Source organism: Kosakonia sp. CCTCC M2018092, from assembly GCF_003864115.1.
Classification (GTDB): Bacteria; Pseudomonadota; Gammaproteobacteria; order Enterobacterales; family Enterobacteriaceae; genus Kosakonia; species Kosakonia cowanii.
The window spans coordinates 4,173,271-4,192,534 of the sequence record NZ_CP034225.1 but is presented as its reverse complement, the minus strand read 5'-3'; the positions used below and the strand labels follow the sequence as shown (position 1 = coordinate 4,192,534).

The following is a 19,264-nucleotide window of genomic DNA, read 5'->3' as shown; positions in this document are numbered from 1 at the left end:
GCGCTGATGGCGGCTGAAGGCATTAACGACGAACGGCGATGGCTTCGATTTCGATTTTCACATCTTTCGGCAGACGGGCCACTTCGACACAGGAGCGCGCCGGGAAGGAGGCGTTATGCTCGGTGAAAAAGGCTTCGTAGGTGGCATTAACGGTGGCGAAATCGTTGAGATCTTTCACGAAAACGGTGGTTTTCACGATGTCGCCCACGGTCAAACCTGCCGCTTCAACGATCGCTTTCACGTTCTCCAGCGACTGACGCGCCTGGGCATCGATCGCATCCGGCACGCTGCCGGTTTTCGGATCGACCGGGATCTGACCGGAAGTGAGGATCATATTGCCGAGATCGACGGCCTGCACATAAGGACCAATCGCGGCTGGCGCGTTTTCCGTGGCGATAACTTTAGTCATAAATCACTCCTGTAATCTGCGGTAAAAGGGATGCCGATCCATTATAGGGAGGGCATCCGGCTTTACCAGCCGCAATTAGTTGGCCAGCACCACGTGGTGCGAGAACTCTTTTTCACAATATTTGCACTTCAGCGCGATATCGTTTTCGCGCTTTTTCACCGCAAAACTCGACGACACCGGCTCGGCATGGCTGATGCAGTTGCTGTTCGGGCAGGTCAGCACGCCGCTGATGCGCTCCGGCAGGCTTGGGCGCGATTTGCCCACCACTTCATACTCATCAATGCGGTTCACCGTCGCCTGCGGCGCATAGAGCGCCAGCTGGTTTACCTGCTCGTCGGTCAGAAAGGTATTCTCGATTTTAATCAGATCCTTACGGCCCATCTCACCGGAAGGCAGGTTCAGGCCGATGGTGATGCGCTGATCCGTTTCTGTCAGTTTGAACAGCGTCAGCAGCTTAAAGCCGATACGCGCCGGAATATGGTCAATCACGGTGCCACGTTTGATGGCTTCGACCTGAAGTTTGTTGTCATGCGTCATTGTCGTTTCCCTCTTACAGAGCCAAATCGCGATTCAGAACCAGCGCCAGCAGCGCCTGGCGGGCGTAAATACCGTTCCCGGCCTGCTGGAAGTACCAGGCGTGCGGGGTTTTATCGACATCGGTGGTGATCTCATCGACGCGCGGCAACGGGTGCAGCACTTTCATATTGCTGCGTGCGCCCTCAAGGTCGGCGGCGCGCAGCACAAACTGCGCTTTGACGTTGGCATACTCCGACGGATCGAGGCGCTCTTTCTGCACGCGCGTCATATAGAGAATATCGACCTCGGCCATCACCTCATCGATGCTGGCGTGCAGGCTCCAGGCGATCCCTTTTTCATCAAGCATATCGAGGATGTACTGCGGCATCGCCAGCGCGTCCGGGGCGATAAAGTAGAAGCGATTGCCGTTAAATTTCGCCAGCGCCTGCGCCAGCGAGTGCACGGTGCGGCCATATTTCAGGTCGCCCACCATCGCAATATTGAGATTTTCCAGACGGCCCTGGGTCTCCTGAATGGTGAAGAGATCCAGCAGCGTCTGCGTCGGATGCTGATTCGCACCGTCGCCGGCGTTGAGGATCGGAATGCCGCCGGAGAACTCCGTCGCCAGGCGCGCCGCGCCCTCCTGCGGGTGGCGCATCACAATCGCATCGACATAGGTGCTAATCACCGAAATGGTGTCCGCCAGCGTTTCGCCCTTCTTGCCGAGCGAGGTGTTGCTGCTGTCGGAGAAGCCGACCACGCTTGCGCCTAAGCGGTGCATCGCGGTTTCAAAAGATAGACGCGTGCGGGTGGAGGCTTCAAAGAAGCAGCTGGCGATCACTTTATGCTTCAGCAGCTCCGGCTGCGGGTTGGCTTTCAGGCTCGCCGCCGTGTGGAGTACCAGTTCAAGTTCTTCGCGGCTGAGATCGTTTATGGAAATGATATGTTTCTGATATAGCGGATTAGCCATGGTTATCTCCTGACGACGGCGCAAAAAAAAGCCCCTCAAAAGAGGGGCTGGATATGGGGTAAGCCACGGGAGCGAAAAACGGCAGGCCTGCGCCTTTGTTAAGACGCGGTAAGAGAGACTCTCGAACACACTGGACCATGCTTCCTCCCGGCAAATTGTCCCGGATTATACGCAGCAGTTTTCGCGGATCAAGCGTTTGATGCACACTTTACGCAGTGCAATCGGTTCTCTATGAATAGTAATGCGTTTTTCACGCCGCTTACGCGCCAGCGTTGAAACATGCGTTAACGCAAAACTCGGGCAGATAGGGGTAGCAGGCGCGGGGGAATCCTCGTATAAATGGTGGAAATGAAACGCTGTTTTAATTGAGGGTTTAGCAATGATCGTTGGCAATATTCACAACCTACAACCCTGGCTGCCGGAAGAGCTGCGCCAGGCGATTGAGCATATCAAGCAGCACGTGACCGCAGCGACGCCGGTTGGCAAACACGATATCGATGGCAACCGCCTCTTTTACCTCGTATCGGAAGATATGACGCAGCCCTTTGCCGAGCGCCGCGCCGAGTATCACGCGCGCTATCTGGATATCCAGATTGTTTTAAAAGGCGAAGAGGGGATGACCTTCAGCACGCAGCCTGCGGGCGCGCCGGATACCGACTGGCTGGCGGATAAAGATATCGCCTTTTTGCCGCAGGGCGAGCAGGAGAAAACCGTGGTGCTGAGCGCCGGGGATTTTGTTGTCTTCTTCCCGGGCGAAGTGCATAAACCGCTCTGCGCGGTCAATGCGCCCGCGCAGGTACGCAAAGTGGTGGTTAAGCTGCTGGTGGCCTGATTGCTCCCCCTCTCTGTGAGGAGAGGGGAAACGCGTTACTCGCTGAGCGTGGCGACCATCACCGCTTTGATGGTGTGCATGCGGTTTTCTGCCTGATCAAACACCACGCTTGCACGCGATTCAAATACTTCATCCGTCACTTCCATGCCGCCGTGCAGGCCGAACTCCTGCGCCATCTGCTTGCCAAGCGCGGTCTGATCGTCATGAAACGCTGGCAGACAGTGGAGAAACTTCACCTGCGGGTTGCCGGTCAGCGACAGCATTTTGCTGTTGACCTGGTAAGGACGCAGCAGGGCGATGCGCTCCGCCCACTTCTCTTTCGCTTCACCCATCGACACCCAGACATCGGTGTAGATAAAGTCCGCATCTTTCACGCCGACGGCGACATCTTCGGTGAGCAGAATATTGCCGCCGTTTTTCACCGCCTGCGCCTGGCACTCTGCTACCAGGCTCGCCTCCGGCCAGCAGGCTTTCGGTGCCACCAGGCGTAAATCGAGGCCCACCAGCGCGGCGGCTTCCAGCATTGAGTTGCCCATGTTGTTGCGCGCATCGCCTGCATAAACCAGCGTCATCTGGTTAAAGGCTTTGCCCGGCAGGTGCTCGCGCATGGTGAGCAGATCCGCCAGCAGCTGCGTGGGGTGAAACTCATCGGTTAAGCCGTTCCACACCGGCACGCCCGCGAAGCGCGCCAGGGTTTCAACAATCTCCTGGCCATAGCCGCGATACTGAATGCCGTCATACATCCGGCCCAGCACGCGCGCGGTATCTTTAATTGACTCTTTATGCCCGATTTGACTACCGCTTGGGCCGAGGTAGGTGACGCGAGCGCCCTGATCGTAAGCGGCAACTTCGAAAGAGCATCGTGTACGGGTAGAGTCTTTTTCGAAGATGAGCGCGATGTTTTTGCCGGTAAGTTTCTGGACTTCCTGGCCTTTTTTCTTATCAGATTTGAGTTGCGCGGCAAGTTGCAGCAGAGCGTGGATTTCAGCAGGGGTAAAATCGAGCAGTTTCAGAAAATGTTTCTGGTAAAAGGGTGACATTTTTTCCTCGCATGGCGAACGCCAATTATTGAATTAAAATTCAATCTATATGGATGAATATTCATTTGCAACCCTGAGGGATAAATCTTTTCGGCGAAGAGTGGAGGCAATGGCGGCGGTGTGTGACAATAAGAGTATCTGCCACTTTGATGAGGAACGACCCATGGCAAACCCGGAACACCTGGAAGAGCAGCGCGAAGAGACGCGTTTGATTATTGAAGAGTTGCTGGAAGATGGCAGCGATCCTGATGCGCTCTACACCATTGAGCATCACCTGTCGGCAGATGATTTCGAAACGCTGGAAAAAGCGGCCGTTGAAGCCTTCAAACTCGGCTACGAAGTGACCGAGCCGGAAGAGCTGGAGCTGGAAGAGGGCGAAGTGGTGATCTGCTGCGACGTGCTGAGCGAAAGCGCGCTGAATGCCGATCTGATCGACGCGCAGGTTGAGCAACTGATCAACCTGGCAGAGAAATTCGACGTTGAGTACGACGGTTGGGGCACCTACTACGAAGACCCGAACGGCGAAGAGGGCGACGACGAAGACGACGAAGATTACGTTGACGAAGAAGATGACGGTGTCCGTCACTAAGTGAACGTTGCGGCAGCGCCCCGCTGCCGCAAAGCAAGGAAATGCCATGGATTACCCGCAACTACTCGCCCCGGTTCGCGCTTTTCTGCACTGCCCAACCCCCACCGCCTGGATAGAAAAAGCCCGTCAGCCCGAGATGCTGCCGCTGCTGCTTACGGATCATCTGGTCTGCGAACTGAAGGCCGCCCAAACCGCCATGCTGCTGGTGCGCCGCTACGTTGCCGATAAAACCGGCTCAGAAGCGCTGCTCGCCTGGCTGAAGCCCTATGAAGAGTTTACTTTCCGTGAAGGCCCGGAACCGGACTTTGTCGCCCTGCATAAGCAGATCGGCAAAAGCGTGATGCCGCAGACCGATGATGCCTGGGGCCAGGCGCTGATCGACAGCATGGTGCTGCTGATCAAAGAGGAGCTGCACCACTTCTGGCAGGTGCGCGAAGCGATGCTCGCCCGCAACATTCCCTATGTGAAAATTACCGCCAGCCGTTATGCCAAAGGGATGCTGAAAGAAGTTCGCACTCATGAACCGCTGACTCTGGTCGATAAATTAATTTGCGGTGCCTATATCGAAGCGCGCTCCTGCGAACGCTTCGCCGCACTTGCGCCGTGTCTTGACGCGGATTTGCAAAAATTTTACCTGTCGCTCCTGCGTTCCGAAGCGCGCCATTACCAGGATTACCTCGCGCTGGCGCAGCAGATTTCGGCCACCGATATTGCGCCGCGCGTGCGCCATTTCGGCGAAGTGGAAGCGGCGCTGATTAGCTCACCGGATACGGAGTTCCGTTTTCACAGCGGCGTACCGGCCTGATTTGAGATCAAAGGAAAATAATGAACTGGACACATATCCTGATGGCGGGCTACGCCGGGATGGCGATCGCCGTGGTCGCCAGCCTGCTGCGTAAAAAAGGGTGGCTGAGCAAAGGGAGCGCGATCGTGCTGGTGGTTGTGTTTATCGCCCTGTGGAACGTGATCGACATTAAATATTTGCAGGGCGAAAAGTTAGCCCAGACCGCGGATGAGAAGTTTGACGCGACGGTGCAGCAGATCCCGGCGTGGAAGTTTATCGCCGAGCACGATCCCGCCCTGATGGCGAAACTGCGCGCCCAGGTGATGGTAATGATGAAAGAGGGGGCGAATGAGCAGAAAGTGATCGACGCCATTCAGCCGCAAATCCTCGCGGTGCAGATGCAGCGTTTGCAGTTTGCGCCGGACGACCTGGTGGTCGCCGAAATGCGCGTGATGATGGAGCAGGCCGCCGAAATTCAGGCGAAGAGCGATGATGCCTGTTTCCGCTTTCAATACCCGGCGGTAAAAGGGGGCATCAACCCGGTGCGCTTTATCTCCCCGGAGATGCTAAAACGCCGCCTCGACACTGAAGCCGCCATGCTCAACGCCTCTTACGGGCCCAATAAACACACGGTAACTGCCGAAGAGCGCGCCAATGCGCAGCGGGATATCGCCACGGTAGTGCAGCCGATGGCGCAGAAGTATGGTCAGGATCTGCAACTGCTGGATGCGCCGCAAAATGCCATCGGCAAAGAGAAGCTGGTCTGCGATATGCTGCAACAACTTTGGGGTGATGTGCTGGCGCTACCGCCGCAGAAAGCCGCCGCGATTGTGCGGCTGGTGCTGGCGACGGAAGAGCAGTGATGGTGCGGGCCGATGCGCCCGCACTTGATTAGAGCGTTTTTAACATTCGCACTTCGCAATCGACGTGACCGGTGCAGCCCAGCGGGCCGTCGATATGCGCAAACCCCAGGTGCTCATACAGACCGATAGCGTCGGTTAAAAAGGCGGTGGTCTCTAAATAGCAGCGCGTGAAGCCGCTTTTTTTCGCGTGATCGAGCGCCATCAGCGCCAGCTTTTTCGCCAGCCCCTGGCCGCGCGCGCAGGGCAGAAAATACATCTTTTGCAGTTCGCAGATATCCGGCTCGCTGCACTTCAATGGCGCCACGCCGCCGCCGCCCACCACGTCGCCATTTAATTCCACGACCCAGTAAGCGCAGCCTTCGCGGCTATATAACTGATAAAGCTCGTCCAGTTCAGGATCGGCAACGGTGTAGCCTTTATCAGCCGTCAGGCCATATTCGGCTGACACCTGACGGATCACCGAGGCGATAGCCGCATTATCTGTCGCGGCAATGCGGCGCATTTTGACCTCTACCGGCGCGGTTACATTCATTTTCGCACTCTGTCTGTTGCTTTTTCGGGGATCCTGGTTAATACCACTACAGGGCGCATCTGGCAAGACCAGGAATATTGGGCGCTATTTTTTTGACCGTAAGGTATTTACACTGCACAGTGGAGATAATTCTTAAGCAATATTGCTGTGGTTAACTCCGTTAGCACCTCTTTTTTACAATAAGGATTGTTATGACTTCCGACATTCATGCTTCTGTGGCGGCTCCCGTGCGCCATTTCCGCTTTCAGGGTAGCGGGAAAGGCTATTTCGTTGTTTGGCTGGTCAATATTCTGCTGACCTTAATAACGCTGGGGATTTATTTACCTTGGGCGTTAATTCGCGCGCGTCGTTATTTCTACGAAAACACCGAGCTGGAGGGCGCGCGTTTCTCTTACCACGCGACCGGCAGTTCCATTTTTGTTGGCTGGCTCTGCCTGCTGGCGCTGTATGCGATTTTTTTAATTAACGTGTTCCATGGGAACGTTATTCTGCAACTCTGCATGATGGGTTTATTTATTCTCTTCTTCCCATGGTTAATTACGCAGGGTCTGCGTTATCAGATGCTGATGACCGAGATTAACGGCGTGCGCTTTAACTTTTACGCCAGCCCGCTGCGCGCGTGGTGGGTGATGATGGGCTGCCCGCTGCTGATTATGGTTGGCGTAGGGATTATTTTCTCTATCTTCGCAACTATGGTGGCAAGCAGTGGTTCGATTGGCGCCATTGTTACGGTAGGCATCATCGGATCGCTGGCCGTATTGCTGGGTATTGGCGTGATGCAGGGCGTATTTGCCGCGCAGTGGTATGGCATGCTGGCGAATAATTTGCAGTACGGCAAATTAAAATTCTCCGGCAGTTTCTCAATGAAAAAATGCATCGGTATTGTGCTGCTGTCGATGCTGCTGTTTATTCCGTTTATCGCGCTGGTGATGGTATTGATTGTGCCAGCGATGATTGAACTGATGCAGTCTGCCTATTTGCTGCAGGGCGATCCAGAGCAGATGGCGATGATGATGGGCCCGATGTACGGCAAAATCATGCTCACCTACCTGATCTATATTCTCGGCGCGATTGTCTGCTTTACCTTTGCTTTCGTGAAGCTGCGCGCTTACCTCTACAGCCAGCTGGCGCTGGAAGGGGATATTCGCTTCTCCTCCACGGTGACCGTTGGGCGCATGCTGTGGATCGCTATCAGTAATATGGCGGTGTGCATCGTGACGCTGTTCCTGGCATGGCCGTGGGCGAAGGTGCGTATGACCCGCTACCTGCTGGAAAATACCCATGTGCACGGCAATCTGGAAGCGCTGACGCTGGAAGATCACGGCGTTCAGCCAGCGAAAGATCCGGCTAACCTGCTGGCGCGTGGTTTGTCGTTCTATCCGGCGGCGATTTAAGTTCGGTAGAACGTGCCGGATGGCGGCTAAGCCTTATCCGGCCTACAAAAGCGGTCGGGCAGAGGAGTTGCCTCATCCGGCCGACAAAAGCAGCCGGGCAGAGGAGTCGCCTTATCCGGCCGACAAAAGCGGTCGGGCAGGGGAGTTGCCTCATCCGGCCGACAAAAGCGGTCGGGCAGGGGAGTTGCCTCATCCGGCCGACAAAAGCAGTCGGGCAGGGGATTAGCCTTATCCGGCCGACAAAAGCAGCGGGAGTTATCCCGCAGCCAATAAAAAAGCCGGGCGCGATGCCCGGCTTTTTTTTGCGTGCTGATGATTACAGCGCGGCGATAACCGCCTGCTGCTCAATCAGCTTCGCTTTGGTCTGCGCGTAGCCGTCGAGCTTCTCACGCTCTTTGGCGATCACCGCTTCCGGCGCGCGGGCGACAAAGCCTTCGTTACCCAGCTTGCTCTCGATGCGGCCAATTTCCTGCTCAACCTTCGCCACCTCTTTCGCCAGACGCGCCAGCTCGGCCTCTTTGTCGATAAGACCGGCCATCGGGATCAGCAACTCTGCGCCATCAACGATCTTGGTGACCGAAACCGGCCCTTTCTCGTCGGCAGAGAGCAGCGTGATGCTCTCCAGACGCGCCAGCGTCTTCAGGAAGCTCAGGTTGTCGTTTACGCGACGCTGCGCTTCAGGGCTGGCGCTGCGCAGCAGCAGCTCAAGCGGTTTACCCGGCGCGATGTTCATCTCGGCGCGGATATTACGCACCGCAACGATCGCCTGCTTCAGCCACTCGGTATCGGCCACGGCCTGCTCATCCACCTGGGCGGCGTCAAAGCTCGGGAACGGTTGCAGCATGATGGTATCGGCATCAATACCTTTCAGCACTTTCACGCGCTGCCAGATGGTTTCAGTGATAAACGGAATGATCGGGTGCGCCAGGCGCAGCAGACCTTCCAGCACCGTTACCAGCGTGTTGCGCGTGCCGCGCAGCTCGGCTTCGGAACCGCCGTTCATCACCGGCTTGGTCAGCTCCAGATACCAGTCACAGAACTGGTTCCAGGTGAACTCATACAGAATGCCGGCTGCAATATCGAAGCGGTAGCTGTCCAGCGCATCGCGGTACGCTTTGATGGTCTGGTTGAACTCGGCGAGGATCCAGCGATCCGCCAGCGACAGCACCATTTCGCCGCCGTTGAAGCCGCAATCCTGCTCTTCGGTGTTCATCAGCACAAAGCGGCTGGCGTTCCACAGCTTGTTACAGAAGTTACGGTAGCCTTCCAGGCGCTTCATATCCCAGTTGATATCACGGCCGGTTGAGGCCAGTGCCGCGAGGGTGAAACGCAGGGCGTCGGTGCCGTGTGGCTCAATGCCGTCCGGGAACTGCTTCTCGGTGCGCTTGCGGATTTTTTCCGCCAGCTGCGGCTGCATCATGTTCCCGGTGCGTTTTTCCAGCAGATCCGGCAGCGAAATACCGTCAACCATATCCAGCGGATCGATAACGTTGCCTTTCGATTTCGACATCTTCTGCCCTTCGTCATCGCGGATAAGACCGGTCATATAGACAGTCTTGAACGGCACCTGTGGTTTGCCGTTTTCATCTTTGATGAAGTGCATGGTCATCATGATCATGCGCGCGATCCAGAAGAAGATGATGTCGAAGCCGCTCACCATCACGCTGGTCGGGTGGAACTGACGCAGCGCGTCGGTGTTTTCCGGCCAGCCGAGGGTCGAGAAGGTCCACAGCGCGGAAGAGAACCACGTGTCGAGCACGTCGTCGTCCTGGCGCAGGGCGACATCCGCAGAGAGGTTGTTCTCCTGACGCACTTCCTCTTCGCTGCGGCCAACGTAGACGTTACCGTCGTTGTCGTACCACGCCGGAATGCGGTGGCCCCACCACAGCTGGCGGGAGATACACCAGTCCTGAATGTCGCGCATCCAGGAGAAGTACATGTTTTCATACTGCTTCGGCACGAACTGGATATCGCCGTTCTCGACCGCTTCAACGGCCGGTTTCGCCAGCACATCGGCGCGCACGTACCACTGATCGGTGAGCATCGGTTCGATCACCACGCCGCCGCGATCGCCATACGGGACGGTCAGGTCGTGCGGTTTGATCTCTTCCAGCAGGCCAAGGGCGTCAACGGCAGCGACGATCGCTTTACGCGCGGCAAAGCGCTCCAGTTTCTGGAACTCCGCCGGGATATCGCTGGCGTAGACGTCGGATTCATTGCCTTTGGTGTCATACACTTCTGCGCTTTCACGGATATCACCGTCGAAGGTCAGAATGTTGATCATTGGCAGGGCGTGACGACGGCCCACTTCGTAGTCGTTAAAGTCGTGCGCCGGGGTGATTTTCACGCAGCCGGTGCCTTTTTCCATATCGGCGTGTTCGTCGCCAACAATCGGAATACGGCGGTTAACCAGCGGCAGCAGCACGAATTTGCCAATCAGATCTTTGTAGCGCGGATCTTCCGGGTTTACCGCGACACCGGTATCGCCGAGCAGCGTTTCCGGACGGGTAGTCGCGACCACCAGGTAATCTTTACCGTCGGCGGTTTTTGCGCCGTCAGCCAGCGGGTAGCGGATGTGCCACATCGAGCCTTTGGACTCGCGGTTTTCCACTTCCAGATCGGAGATCGCAGTGCGCAGTTTCGGGTCCCAGTTTACCAGGCGTTTGCCACGGTAAATCAGATCCTCTTTGTAGAGACGGACGAACACCTCTTTCACGGCATTGGAGAGGCCTTCATCCATGGTGAAGCGCTCGCGCTCCCAGTCCACGGAGTTGCCGAGACGGCGCATCTGGCGGGTAATGGTGCCGCCGGATTCCGCTTTCCACTGCCAGATTTTGTCGATAAAGGCGTCGCGGCCGTAATTGTGGCGGGTTTTACCCTCTTCAGCGGCAATTTTACGCTCCACCACCATCTGGGTTGCGATACCCGCGTGGTCAGTACCGGCCTGCCAGAGGGTGTTTTTCCCCTGCATGCGCTGGTAGCGGATCATGGTGTCCATGATGGTCTGCTGGAAGGCGTGGCCCATATGCAAACTGCCGGTGACGTTCGGCGGCGGGATCATGATGCAGAAGCTTTCCTGGCTTTCATCACCGTTCGGTTTGAAATAGCCCTGCTTTTCCCACTGCTCGTACAGCGGCTGTTCGATATCTTTGGGGTTGTATGTCTTTTCCATTATTTCCAGGTTGCCGTGTTCAGGTTAAAACCGGCCACGCGGTAGGCTTTATAGCGTTCGCGAGCCAGTTGTTTCAGAGAGTCTTCGTGAGGGACGAAGTCTATCACTTCTGTGAAAGCGGTGGCAAAATCTGCAAATTCCGCGCGCAGGCTGATTAAGATGTCGCGCGGGCTGCTGTTACGTTTCGCCGGCCAGGCAATCTCGACCGGCGCACCGCCGCGCGGGCCTTCACCGGCCAGGTTGTGCGGCACAAAACTCTCCGCCGGTCGCGCCCACAGCGCTTCATCAAGACGAATGGCCTGCTGCTCATCGACGCAGGCGATCAGCACGCGCTTGCCATGACGCCAACGTTCTGCGGCAATCTCACACACCAGCTGTTCGACGGCGCTTAAGCCATCCGCAGTGTTGTCATTGTCGAGAAGATAGAACGTCGCATTTTTCATATATGGGGCTTTTGGTTGAGGTTTTAAATGCAAAGCCCGGTGGCGCTACGCTTACCGGGCCTACGCTGTTTTGTAGGCCGGATAAGGCGCAGCCGCCATCCGGCAAACAAAGTCACATGTTACTCTTCGCCGTTAAATCCGGCGCGATTGAGCAGGAACTGCGACAGCATGGCGACCGGACGCCCGGTGGCGCCTTTCGCTTTACCGGAACGCCACGCGGTACCGGCGATGTCCAGGTGCGCCCAATTGTACTTGCGGGTAAAGCGCGCGAGGAAGCAGCCTGCGGTGATTGCACCACCAGGACGGCCGCCGATATTCGCCATATCCGCAAAATTGGACTCTAACTGCTCCTGGTACTCATCGCTCATCGGCAGACGCCACGCGCGATCGCCCGCCTGCTCAGACGCGCCAATCAGCTCGTGAGCCAGCGGATTGTGGTTCGACAGCAGACCGGTAATGTGGTGGCCCAGCGCAATCACGCAGGCACCGGTTAACGTCGCCACGTCGATCACCGCTTCCGGCTCGAAACGCTCAACGTAAGTCAGCACATCGCACAGCACCAGGCGGCCTTCGGCATCGGTGTTCAGCACTTCAACCGTCTGACCGGACATGGTAGTGAGCACGTCGCCTGGGCGGTACGCGCGTCCGCCAGGCATGTTTTCACAGCCCGCCAGCACGCCGGTAACGTTGATCGGCAGTTGCAGTTCAGCAACCATGCGCATCACGCCATACACCGCCGCCGCGCCGCACATGTCGTACTTCATCTCATCCATGCCTTCGCCAGGCTTGAGCGAGATACCGCCGGAGTCGAAGGTCAGCCCTTTACCGACCAGCACAATCGGGCGCGCATCTTCAGACGGGTTGCCTTTGTACTCAATCACCGACATCAGGGATTCGTTCTGCGAACCCTGGCCGACGGCGAGATAGGAGCACATGCCCAGCTCGCGCATCTGCTGTTCGCCAATCACGCGGGTGGTGACGTTTTTGCTGTAGGAGTCCGCCAGCTGGCGCGCGTGGGAGGCGAGATAGGCCGGGTTACAGATATTTGGCGGCATATTGCCGAGATCTTTCGCCGCTTTGATACCGGCAGAGATCGCCAGACCATGCTGGATCGCGCGCTCGCCGCTGGTCAGCTCGCGACGGGTCGGCACGTTGAAGACCATTTTACGCAGCGGGCGACGCGGCTCGCTTTTGGTGGTCTTCAGCTGATCGAAGCTATAGAGCGTCTCTTTCGCCGTCTCAACGGCCTGGCGCACTTTCCAGTAGGTGTTGCGCCCTTTAACGTGCAGTTCGGTCAGGAAGCAGACCGCTTCCATCGAGCCAGTATCATTCAGCGTATTTATCGTTTTCTGAATAACCTGCTTGTACTGACGCTCATCCAATTCACGCTCTTTTCCGCAACCAATCAGCAAAATACGTTCGGAAAGCACATTTGGCACATGGTGCAGCAGCAGGGTTTGACCCGGCTTGCCTTCCAGTTCGCCGCGACGCAGCAGCGCACTGATATAACCGTCGCTGATTTTATCCAGCTGCTCGGCAATCGGAGAGAGCCGGCGCGGTTCAAAGACGCCAACAACGATGCAGGCACTCCGCTGTTTCTCCGGGCTACCGCTTTTTACACTGAACTCCATGCACTACGCTCCTGAATCTTAAAGACAACGGCGGCGGCTACGGATAGAATTGCAAGCTTTCGTAACTCAGGTCCGCTGTTGCGGTGACTTCGTGTTAATCTTAACGTTACTGCGGTTTCGGCACGTCAGAATCGGGTCTCACGCACGTATCCGCTGAGTATATTAATCTTAGCGATCATTTCGACGACTCAAGAGAATAAATGACGTTTAAGCCATGAAACAAGCGATTTTCCAGCAAAAAGACTGGTTTTTACGGGCGTAATTAAAGTGATAATCACAAGATATCTGGTGCGGGAGACGCTGAAAAGCCAGCTTGCAATCCTATTCATCCTGCTTCTGATTTTCTTTTGTCAGAAACTGGTCAGAATTTTAGGCGCAGCCGCTGACGGCGAAATCCCCACGAACCTCGTTCTCTCTCTGCTCGGGCTTGGCGTGCCAGAGATGGCGCAGCTTATCCTGCCGCTGAGCCTCTTCCTGGGTCTGTTGATGACGCTGGGTAAACTTTATACAGAAAGTGAAATTACGGTGATGCACGCCTGCGGCCTGAGCCGGGCGGTGCTGGTGAAAGCCGCGCTGGTGCTGGCGCTGTTTACCGGTGCGGTGGCGGCAGTCAACGTGATGTGGGCCGGGCCGTGGTCTTCGCGCCATCAGGATCAGGTGCTGGCCGATGCCAAAGCTAACCCCGGCATGGCGGCGCTGGCGCAGGGGCAGTTCCAGCAGGCGACAGACGGCAACTCGGTGCTCTTTATCGAAGGCGTCGAAGGCAAAAAGTTCACCAACGTCTTCCTTGCCCAGCTGCGTCCAAAAGGTAACGCCCGTCCTTCTGTGGTGCTGGCGGACTCCGGGCAGCTCTCCCAGCATAAAGATGGTTCGCAGGTAGTGACCCTCAACAGCGGCACGCGCTTTGAAGGCACGGCGATGCTGCGCGACTTCCGCATTACCGATTTCCAGAACTATCAGGCCGTTGTTGGTCATCAGGCCGTGACGCTCGATCCGACGGATACCGAGCAGATGGGGATGCGCACGCTGTTCCACACCGATAACCCGCGCGCCAGCGCCGAGCTGCACTGGCGTTTAACGCTGATTTTCGCCGTGGTGATGATGGCGCTGATGGTGGTTCCGCTGAGCGTGGTTAACCCGCGTCAGGGGCGCGTGCTCTCAATGCTGCCCGCGATGCTGCTCTATCTCATCTTCTTCCTGTTGCAGACCACCCTGCGCTCCAATGGCGCGAAAGGGAAGCTCGACCCGATGATCTGGATGTGGGCGGTTAACCTGCTCTATCTGGCGCTGGCCGTGGTGCTGAACCTGTGGGATACGGTGCCGATGCGCCGGGTTCGTGCCCGTTTTACCCGTAGAGGAGCGGTATAATGCAGGCTTTTGGCGTTCTCGACCGCTATATCGGTAAAACCATTTTTACCACCATCATGATGACCCTGTTCATGCTGGTGTCGCTCTCAGGCATCATCAAGTTTGTCGACCAACTGAAAAAAGCCGGGCAGGGGAGTTACGATGCCCTCGGCGCAGGTCTCTATACCCTGCTCAGCATGCCGAAAGATATCCAGATCTTCTTCCCGATGGCGGCGCTGCTCGGCGCACTGCTGGGGCTGGGCATGCTGGCGCAGCGCAGTGAACTGGTGGTAATGCAGGCCTCTGGCTTCACCCGTATGCAGGTTGCGATGGCGGTGATGAAAACCGCGATCCCGCTGGTGCTGCTGACCATGGCGATCGGCGAGTGGGTCGCGCCGCAGGGCGAGCAGATGGCGCGTAACCAGCGTGCGCAGTCGATGTACGGCGGCTCGCTGCTCTCGACCCAGGCTGGCCTGTGGGCGAAAGATGGCAGTAACTTTATCTATATCGAACGGGTGAAGAGCGATACCGAACTGGGTGGCGTCAGCATCTATGCGTTCACCAAAGATCGTCGTTTGCAGTCGGTGCGCTACGCCGCGTCGGCGAAGTTCGACCCGGAGCATAAAATCTGGAATCTGTCGCAGGTCGATGAGTCTAACCTGACCGATCCGAAACAGGTGACCGGCTCGCAGACTGTGAGCGGGACCTGGAAAACCAACCTGACGCCGGACAAGCTTGGCGTGGTGGCGCTCGATCCCGATGCGCTCTCCATCAGCGGCCTGCACAACTACGTGAAGTACCTGAAATCGAGCGGCCAGGACTCCGGGCGCTACCAGCTCAATATGTGGAGCAAGATCTTCCAGCCGCTCTCCGTGGCGGTAATGATGCTGATGGCGCTGTCGTTTATCTTCGGCCCGCTGCGTAGCGTGGCGATGGGCGTGCGCGTTATCACCGGCATCAGCTTCGGCTTTGTCTTCTACGTGCTGGATCAGATTTTCGGCCCGCTGACGCTGGTCTACGGCATTCCGCCGGTGGTCGGGGCGCTGCTGCCAAGCGCCTCCTTCTTCCTGCTGAGCCTGTGGCTGATGTCACGCAAGAGCCAGTAAATCCCAAGAGAGGCTGCGGCCTCTCTTCTTTTTTGCAAGGAGCACACGATGTTTTCCCTCGCCAGGCGCTTTGCGCTCCGTTTCTCTACCGCACTGCTGTTCGGCATCCTCAACGCCCTTTTCACCATTACCGTATTGAGCGGGCAGTGGCTGACCTCGGCTGCGGGCGACAGCGCCCTGCTGGCCTTTGAAGCCGCAGTGGTCGTGCTGGCGCTGCTGCTGGTGCAGTGGCTTATCCGCCGTGCCGCTGCGCTGGCGCAAGCTGTTGGTACAGTGCGCCGCGGCTCGCCCGAAGAGGCGCAGGCGGATCGCGTGCTGGCACGCTTTAACGCGGCGGAGACTCTGCTCGATCAGCTCTGGATGAGCGCGCTGCTGCCGGTGATTGCCGGGTTTTTCCTCCTCGATACGCACCTTGCGATGTACCTGCACGGCGGCCTGCTGGTGCTGGCGATTGCTATGACCTTCTGGCAGGGGACCCGCCTCGACAAGCTGCGTAACACCCACGGTTACCACGCCGGTTTTGGCCGCACCACGCCCTGATACCTTTCAGTAAAATCTGGTCTTTGCCCCGCTGCGCCCGGCGCGGGCTATGCTTGAGGGATGTTTCACTACACTCCCGGAAGATTATGTCCAGATTCTTTTTCAACGACCGCAAACAGCTGGTCAACGACGCCATCGAAGGGCTGGTGATCTCCGCCCCGCACGGCAACCTTGTACGCCTTGAGAGCGATCCGGCGATCCGCATCGTCGCCCGCGCCGACTGGGATAAAAGCCGCGTGGCGGTTATCTCCGGCGGCGGCTCCGGCCATGAACCGGCCCACGCCGGGTTTGTCGGTAAAGGCATGCTCACCGCCGCCGTCTGCGGCGATCTCTTTGCTTCACCGAGCGTAGACGCGGTGCTGAACGCCATTGTGGCGGTGACCGGCGATCGCGGCTGTCTGCTGATTGTCAAAAACTACACCGGCGACCGGCTCAACTTCGGTCTCGCCGCCGAGAAAGCCAAGCGCTACGGCCTGAAAGTGGAGATGGTGATTGTTGCCGATGACATCGCGCTGCCCGATAACAAACAGCCGCGCGGCATCGCCGGCACAGCGCTGGTGCACAAAATTGCCGGTTACGCCGCAGAGCAGGGCAAATCCCTGAGCGAAGTGCGCGACCTCGCCCAGCAGGCCTGCGACAACGTCTATAGCCTCGGGCTGGCGATGGAGAGCTGCAACCTGCCGGGCAGCGACAGCGAAGAGGGGCGCATTCAGCAGGGCCACGTTGAGCTTGGCCTCGGCATTCACGGCGAGCCGGGTGCGAGTACCCTTGAGACCCACAACAGCAAATCGCTGATCGATACGCTGGTTAAACCGCTGTGCGCGGCGGTCGGCAATGATCGCGTGGCGGTGTTGATCAACAACCTCGGTGGCGTTTCGGCGCTGGAGATGGCGCTGCTGACCAAAGAGCTGGCCCATTCGGCGCTGAAAGATCAACTGGCCTACCTGATTGGCCCCGCGCCGCTGGTCAGCTCGCTCGATATGAAAGGCTTCTCCCTTTCCCTGCTACGTTTAACGGATGAGTTTGAGCAGGCGCTCTGCGCCGAGGTGCAGACCGTCGGCTGGCAGAAACCGGTCGCCTTCGCGCCGATGAAAACCCAGCCGCACAAAGCCGTTTACACCGGGCTGGAGATTGAGCCTTCCGATAATCCACAGGTAAAAGCGCTGGTCGGCACCGCCGCGCAGACGCTGATCGACCTGGAAAACCGCCTCAACGCGCTGGATGCGAAAGTGGGCGATGGTGATACCGGCTCGACCTTTGCCGAAGGCGCGCGCGAGATCAAGCGCCTGCTGGAGCAGAACGCGCTGCCGCTGAACAACACCGCGCAGCTGCTGCAACTGACTGGCGAGCGGCTGGCGACGGTGATGGGCGGCTCCAGCGGCGTGCTGATGTCGATCTTCTTTACCGCCGCAGGCCAGGCGGTGCATAACGCCACGCCGTTGCCCGACGCGCTGCTGCTGGGGTTAAAGCAGATGAAACACTATGGCGGGGCGGATCTCGGCGACCGCACGCTGATCGATGCGTTACAACCGGCGCTGGAAGCCCTGCGCGATCGCGGATTAGCCGCTGCCATCGATGCCGCGAAAAAAGGGGCAGAGAGCACCGCCACCATGCAGAAAGCGGGCGCGGGGCGTTCATCTTACGTCAACAGTGAGAACCTCGAAGGCGTGACCGATCCCGGCGCAGTAGCGATTGCCGAAGTGTTTGCTGCGATAGGGAAATAGGAAGAGGTGCCCGGTGGTTCACCGGGCACAGTTGCCGTAAAGCATATGTCGCTGAAACCGCGTAGGCCGGATAAGGCGAAGCCGCCATCCGGCATTTAACTTGCACGCTCAACAACGTACCGTCTGGCATTTAACCCGCACGCTCAACAACGCGCCGTCCGGCGTTAAACCTGCCCGGCGGCATTGACGCTCACCGGGCTGAACGGCTTAAAAATCCGCTTTCAACACTACGCGATAACGCGCTTTACCGTCGCGCACATGCTGCAACGCTTCGTTGATCTGCGACATCGGGAACATCTCGATGGTCGGCGCAACCTTCGCACGACCGGCAAACTTCATCAGCTTACGCAACTCATACGGCGTACCGGTTGCGGAACCGGAGACGCTGCGATCGCCGCCAATCAGCGTAAAGGCCGGTACTTCCAGCGGCTTCATCACGGCACCGACGGTATGGAAATGGCCGCCGTGCGCCAGCGCTTCGAAGAAGGGCAGCCAGTCAAGATCGACGTTAACGGTGTTGATGATCAGATCATACTGACCCGCGCGCGCTTTCAACGCTTCCGGATCGCGGCTGTTCACCACATAATCTGCGCCCATCAGACGCACTTCTGCCTCTTTTGCCGGGTTTGAGCTAAAGGCCGTCACTTCGCAGCCCATCGCGCGCAGCAGTTTGATGGCGATATGGCCCAGACCGCCAATACCAATCACACCAACGCGGCTGGTAGCGGTGACGTTGTGCATCAGCAGCGGTTTAAAGACGGTGATGCCGCCACACAGCAGCGGACCGGCGGTTTCAATATCAATGCTGTCAGGCAGGGGAATCACCCACTGCCAGCTGGCGCGGATTTTATCGGCGAAGCCGCCGCGGTTCAGGATGGTCGGCACCGCGCCTTCCAGGCAGTTGATCTGGTTGCCGTCGATACAGGCGTCGCAGTGCCCACAGCTGTGCGCTGTCCAGCCGATACCCACGCGCTGGCCCACTTTCAGCCCTTTGTTCTGCGCGGCGTCACCCAGTGCCACCACGTGGCCAATCACTTCATGCCCGGCAACCAGCGGATACTGGGAGAAGCCCCATTCGTTGTCGATCATCGACAGGTCAGAGTGGCAGATCCCGCAATAATCCACGGCGACTTCAACATCTTCAGCCGCCAGCGGGCCTGCATCGTATTCCTGAAGCTCAAGCTCGGCGCCAGCCTGTGGCGCGGCGTAGTTTTTGATGATGCTCATCACGGATTCCTTTATGTTGAGGGAGACGCTTGAAGTGTAGGGCATCTGCCGCCGCTCTGGCAGCCTGCGGCTGTCCATACCGCCCGTTTCGTTAAGCGATTGCTCTGAAAGCCGCGTTTTTTAGGATTTTCCATCCATCTATTAA

At 57.7% G+C, this 19,264-nt stretch carries 20 protein-coding genes; 10 read left to right on the top strand and 10 right to left on the bottom strand.

The annotated features are described in order from the left end of the window. Nucleotides 1-22: 22 nt before the first annotated feature. The 4 genes from ridA to EH164_RS19755 form a co-directional block, all read right to left on the bottom strand. On the bottom strand, nucleotides 23-409 hold the full coding sequence (ridA, locus tag EH164_RS19770; protein WP_023480382.1) for a 2-iminobutanoate/2-iminopropanoate deaminase: 387 nt from the start codon (nucleotides 407-409) through the stop codon (nucleotides 23-25). A gap of 75 nt (nucleotides 410-484) precedes the next feature. Continuing rightward, entirely contained in the window at nucleotides 485-946 is a 462-nt protein-coding gene (gene pyrI / locus EH164_RS19765) for an aspartate carbamoyltransferase regulatory subunit (RefSeq protein WP_023480436.1), read from the bottom strand. A gap of 13 nt (nucleotides 947-959) precedes the next feature. Next, nucleotides 960-1,895 (bottom strand): aspartate carbamoyltransferase, encoded by a 936-nt coding sequence (gene pyrB, locus EH164_RS19760; RefSeq protein ID WP_023480227.1) that lies wholly within the window; start codon nucleotides 1,893-1,895, stop codon nucleotides 960-962. Then, nucleotides 1,888-2,034 carry a pyrBI operon leader peptide gene (locus EH164_RS19755; RefSeq protein WP_187291244.1) on the bottom strand — a complete coding sequence of 49 codons (147 nt, stop codon included), beginning with the start codon at nucleotides 2,032-2,034 and terminating at the stop codon, nucleotides 1,888-1,890. The genes pyrB and EH164_RS19755 overlap by 8 nt, the downstream gene beginning before the upstream one ends. A gap of 240 nt (nucleotides 2,035-2,274) precedes the next feature. On the opposite strand from EH164_RS19755, the gene EH164_RS19750 reads away from it, so the two are divergent. After that, nucleotides 2,275-2,727, top strand: a complete 453-nt coding sequence (locus tag EH164_RS19750) for a YhcH/YjgK/YiaL family protein (protein ID WP_124970296.1) — start codon at nucleotides 2,275-2,277, stop codon at nucleotides 2,725-2,727. Nucleotides 2,728-2,762: 35 nt separating this feature from the next. Here EH164_RS19750 and argF read toward each other — a convergent pair whose 3' ends face one another. Continuing rightward, nucleotides 2,763-3,767: an ornithine carbamoyltransferase gene (argF, locus tag EH164_RS19745; protein WP_042714033.1), complete on the bottom strand. Its 1,005-nt coding sequence runs from the start codon at nucleotides 3,765-3,767 to the stop codon at nucleotides 2,763-2,765. Between the two features lie 163 nt (nucleotides 3,768-3,930). Here argF and rraB point away from each other — a divergent pair, with 163 nt between their 5' ends. From rraB to EH164_RS19730, 3 genes are read left to right on the top strand one after another with little or no spacing between them, the layout of a single operon-like run. Beyond that, complete coding sequence (rraB, locus tag EH164_RS19740; protein WP_023480438.1) at nucleotides 3,931-4,356, top strand: ribonuclease E inhibitor RraB; 426 nt, start codon at nucleotides 3,931-3,933, stop codon at nucleotides 4,354-4,356. A gap of 46 nt (nucleotides 4,357-4,402) precedes the next feature. Beyond that, complete coding sequence (gene miaE, locus EH164_RS19735; protein WP_124970293.1) at nucleotides 4,403-5,161, top strand: tRNA isopentenyl-2-thiomethyl-A-37 hydroxylase MiaE; 759 nt, start codon at nucleotides 4,403-4,405, stop codon at nucleotides 5,159-5,161. A gap of 20 nt (nucleotides 5,162-5,181) precedes the next feature. Continuing rightward, nucleotides 5,182-6,003: a topoisomerase II gene (locus EH164_RS19730; RefSeq protein ID WP_124970290.1), complete on the top strand. Its 822-nt coding sequence runs from the start codon at nucleotides 5,182-5,184 to the stop codon at nucleotides 6,001-6,003. A gap of 28 nt (nucleotides 6,004-6,031) precedes the next feature. Here EH164_RS19730 and EH164_RS19725 read toward each other — a convergent pair whose 3' ends face one another. After that, on the bottom strand, nucleotides 6,032-6,535 hold the full coding sequence (locus EH164_RS19725) for a GNAT family N-acetyltransferase (protein ID WP_023480203.1): 504 nt from the start codon (nucleotides 6,533-6,535) through the stop codon (nucleotides 6,032-6,034). A gap of 191 nt (nucleotides 6,536-6,726) precedes the next feature. On the opposite strand from EH164_RS19725, the gene EH164_RS19720 reads away from it, so the two are divergent. Beyond that, nucleotides 6,727-7,929 carry a YjgN family protein gene (locus tag EH164_RS19720; RefSeq protein WP_124970287.1) on the top strand — a complete coding sequence of 401 codons (1,203 nt, stop codon included), beginning with the start codon at nucleotides 6,727-6,729 and terminating at the stop codon, nucleotides 7,927-7,929. A 316-nt stretch (nucleotides 7,930-8,245) separates the two neighbouring features. Here the strand turns inward: EH164_RS19720 and EH164_RS19715 are convergent, their stop codons facing one another. The 3 genes from EH164_RS19715 to pepA all read right to left on the bottom strand — a co-directional run bounded on the left by EH164_RS19715 (nucleotide 8,246) and on the right by pepA (nucleotide 13,175). After that, a complete protein-coding gene (locus EH164_RS19715) occupies nucleotides 8,246-11,101 on the bottom strand; it encodes a valine--tRNA ligase (protein ID WP_124970284.1) in 2,856 nt (951 codons plus the stop codon). Further along, nucleotides 11,101-11,544, bottom strand: a complete 444-nt coding sequence (gene holC / locus EH164_RS19710) for a DNA polymerase III subunit chi (protein WP_124970281.1) — start codon at nucleotides 11,542-11,544, stop codon at nucleotides 11,101-11,103. The genes EH164_RS19715 and holC overlap by 1 nt, the downstream gene beginning before the upstream one ends. Nucleotides 11,545-11,663: 119 nt before the next feature. Next, a complete protein-coding gene (gene pepA, locus EH164_RS19705) occupies nucleotides 11,664-13,175 on the bottom strand; it encodes a leucyl aminopeptidase (RefSeq protein WP_023480432.1) in 1,512 nt (503 codons plus the stop codon). Between the two features lie 153 nt (nucleotides 13,176-13,328). Between pepA and EH164_RS22825 the strand changes: the two genes are divergently transcribed. The 5 genes from EH164_RS22825 to EH164_RS19680 all read left to right on the top strand — a co-directional run bounded on the left by EH164_RS22825 (nucleotide 13,329) and on the right by EH164_RS19680 (nucleotide 17,892). After that, entirely contained in the window at nucleotides 13,329-13,379 is a 51-nt protein-coding gene (locus EH164_RS22825) for a hypothetical protein (protein WP_216848985.1), read from the top strand. Between the two features lie 63 nt (nucleotides 13,380-13,442). After that, nucleotides 13,443-14,543: an LPS export ABC transporter permease LptF gene (lptF, locus tag EH164_RS19695; RefSeq protein WP_124970278.1), complete on the top strand. Its 1,101-nt coding sequence runs from the start codon at nucleotides 13,443-13,445 to the stop codon at nucleotides 14,541-14,543. Next, a complete protein-coding gene (gene lptG / locus EH164_RS19690; RefSeq protein WP_124970275.1) occupies nucleotides 14,543-15,628 on the top strand; it encodes an LPS export ABC transporter permease LptG in 1,086 nt (361 codons plus the stop codon). Before lptF ends, lptG begins: the two co-directional genes overlap by 1 nt. A 48-nt stretch (nucleotides 15,629-15,676) precedes the next feature. Beyond that, on the top strand, nucleotides 15,677-16,168 hold the full coding sequence (locus EH164_RS19685) for a hypothetical protein (protein ID WP_124970272.1): 492 nt from the start codon (nucleotides 15,677-15,679) through the stop codon (nucleotides 16,166-16,168). A gap of 86 nt (nucleotides 16,169-16,254) precedes the next feature. Continuing rightward, nucleotides 16,255-17,892: a dihydroxyacetone kinase subunit DhaK gene (locus EH164_RS19680; protein ID WP_124970269.1), complete on the top strand. Its 1,638-nt coding sequence runs from the start codon at nucleotides 16,255-16,257 to the stop codon at nucleotides 17,890-17,892. 207 nt (nucleotides 17,893-18,099) lie between these two features. Here the strand turns inward: EH164_RS19680 and EH164_RS19675 are convergent, their stop codons facing one another. Continuing rightward, nucleotides 18,100-19,119, bottom strand: coding sequence for an NAD(P)-dependent alcohol dehydrogenase (locus EH164_RS19675; RefSeq protein WP_124970266.1), 1,020 nt, complete (start codon nucleotides 19,117-19,119; stop codon nucleotides 18,100-18,102). Between the last annotated feature and the right edge of the window lie 145 nt (nucleotides 19,120-19,264).

Coding starts and splice junctions, on each gene's coding strand:
- EH164_RS19730 (WP_124970290.1), top strand. CDS start 5,182: ATGAACTGGACACATATCCTGATGGCGGGCTACGCCGGGATGGCGATC.
- holC (WP_124970281.1), bottom strand. CDS start 11,544: ATGAAAAATGCGACGTTCTATCTTCTCGACAATGACAACACTGCGGAT.
- EH164_RS19755 (WP_187291244.1), bottom strand. CDS start 2,034: ATGGTCCAGTGTGTTCGAGAGTCTCTCTTACCGCGTCTTAACAAAGGC.
- pepA (WP_023480432.1), bottom strand. CDS start 13,175: ATGGAGTTCAGTGTAAAAAGCGGTAGCCCGGAGAAACAGCGGAGTGCC.
- pyrB (WP_023480227.1), bottom strand. CDS start 1,895: ATGGCTAATCCGCTATATCAGAAACATATCATTTCCATAAACGATCTC.
- ridA (WP_023480382.1), bottom strand. CDS start 409: ATGACTAAAGTTATCGCCACGGAAAACGCGCCAGCCGCGATTGGTCCT.
- pyrI (WP_023480436.1), bottom strand. CDS start 946: ATGACGCATGACAACAAACTTCAGGTCGAAGCCATCAAACGTGGCACC.
- EH164_RS19680 (WP_124970269.1), top strand. CDS start 16,255: ATGTCCAGATTCTTTTTCAACGACCGCAAACAGCTGGTCAACGACGCC.
- EH164_RS19715 (WP_124970284.1), bottom strand. CDS start 11,101: ATGGAAAAGACATACAACCCCAAAGATATCGAACAGCCGCTGTACGAG.
- EH164_RS19675 (WP_124970266.1), bottom strand. CDS start 19,119: ATGAGCATCATCAAAAACTACGCCGCGCCACAGGCTGGCGCCGAGCTT.
- miaE (WP_124970293.1), top strand. CDS start 4,403: ATGGATTACCCGCAACTACTCGCCCCGGTTCGCGCTTTTCTGCACTGC.
- EH164_RS19720 (WP_124970287.1), top strand. CDS start 6,727: ATGACTTCCGACATTCATGCTTCTGTGGCGGCTCCCGTGCGCCATTTC.
- EH164_RS19750 (WP_124970296.1), top strand. CDS start 2,275: ATGATCGTTGGCAATATTCACAACCTACAACCCTGGCTGCCGGAAGAG.
- EH164_RS19725 (WP_023480203.1), bottom strand. CDS start 6,535: ATGAATGTAACCGCGCCGGTAGAGGTCAAAATGCGCCGCATTGCCGCG.
- EH164_RS19685 (WP_124970272.1), top strand. CDS start 15,677: ATGTTTTCCCTCGCCAGGCGCTTTGCGCTCCGTTTCTCTACCGCACTG.
- rraB (WP_023480438.1), top strand. CDS start 3,931: ATGGCAAACCCGGAACACCTGGAAGAGCAGCGCGAAGAGACGCGTTTG.
- argF (WP_042714033.1), bottom strand. CDS start 3,767: ATGTCACCCTTTTACCAGAAACATTTTCTGAAACTGCTCGATTTTACC.
- lptG (WP_124970275.1), top strand. CDS start 14,543: ATGCAGGCTTTTGGCGTTCTCGACCGCTATATCGGTAAAACCATTTTT.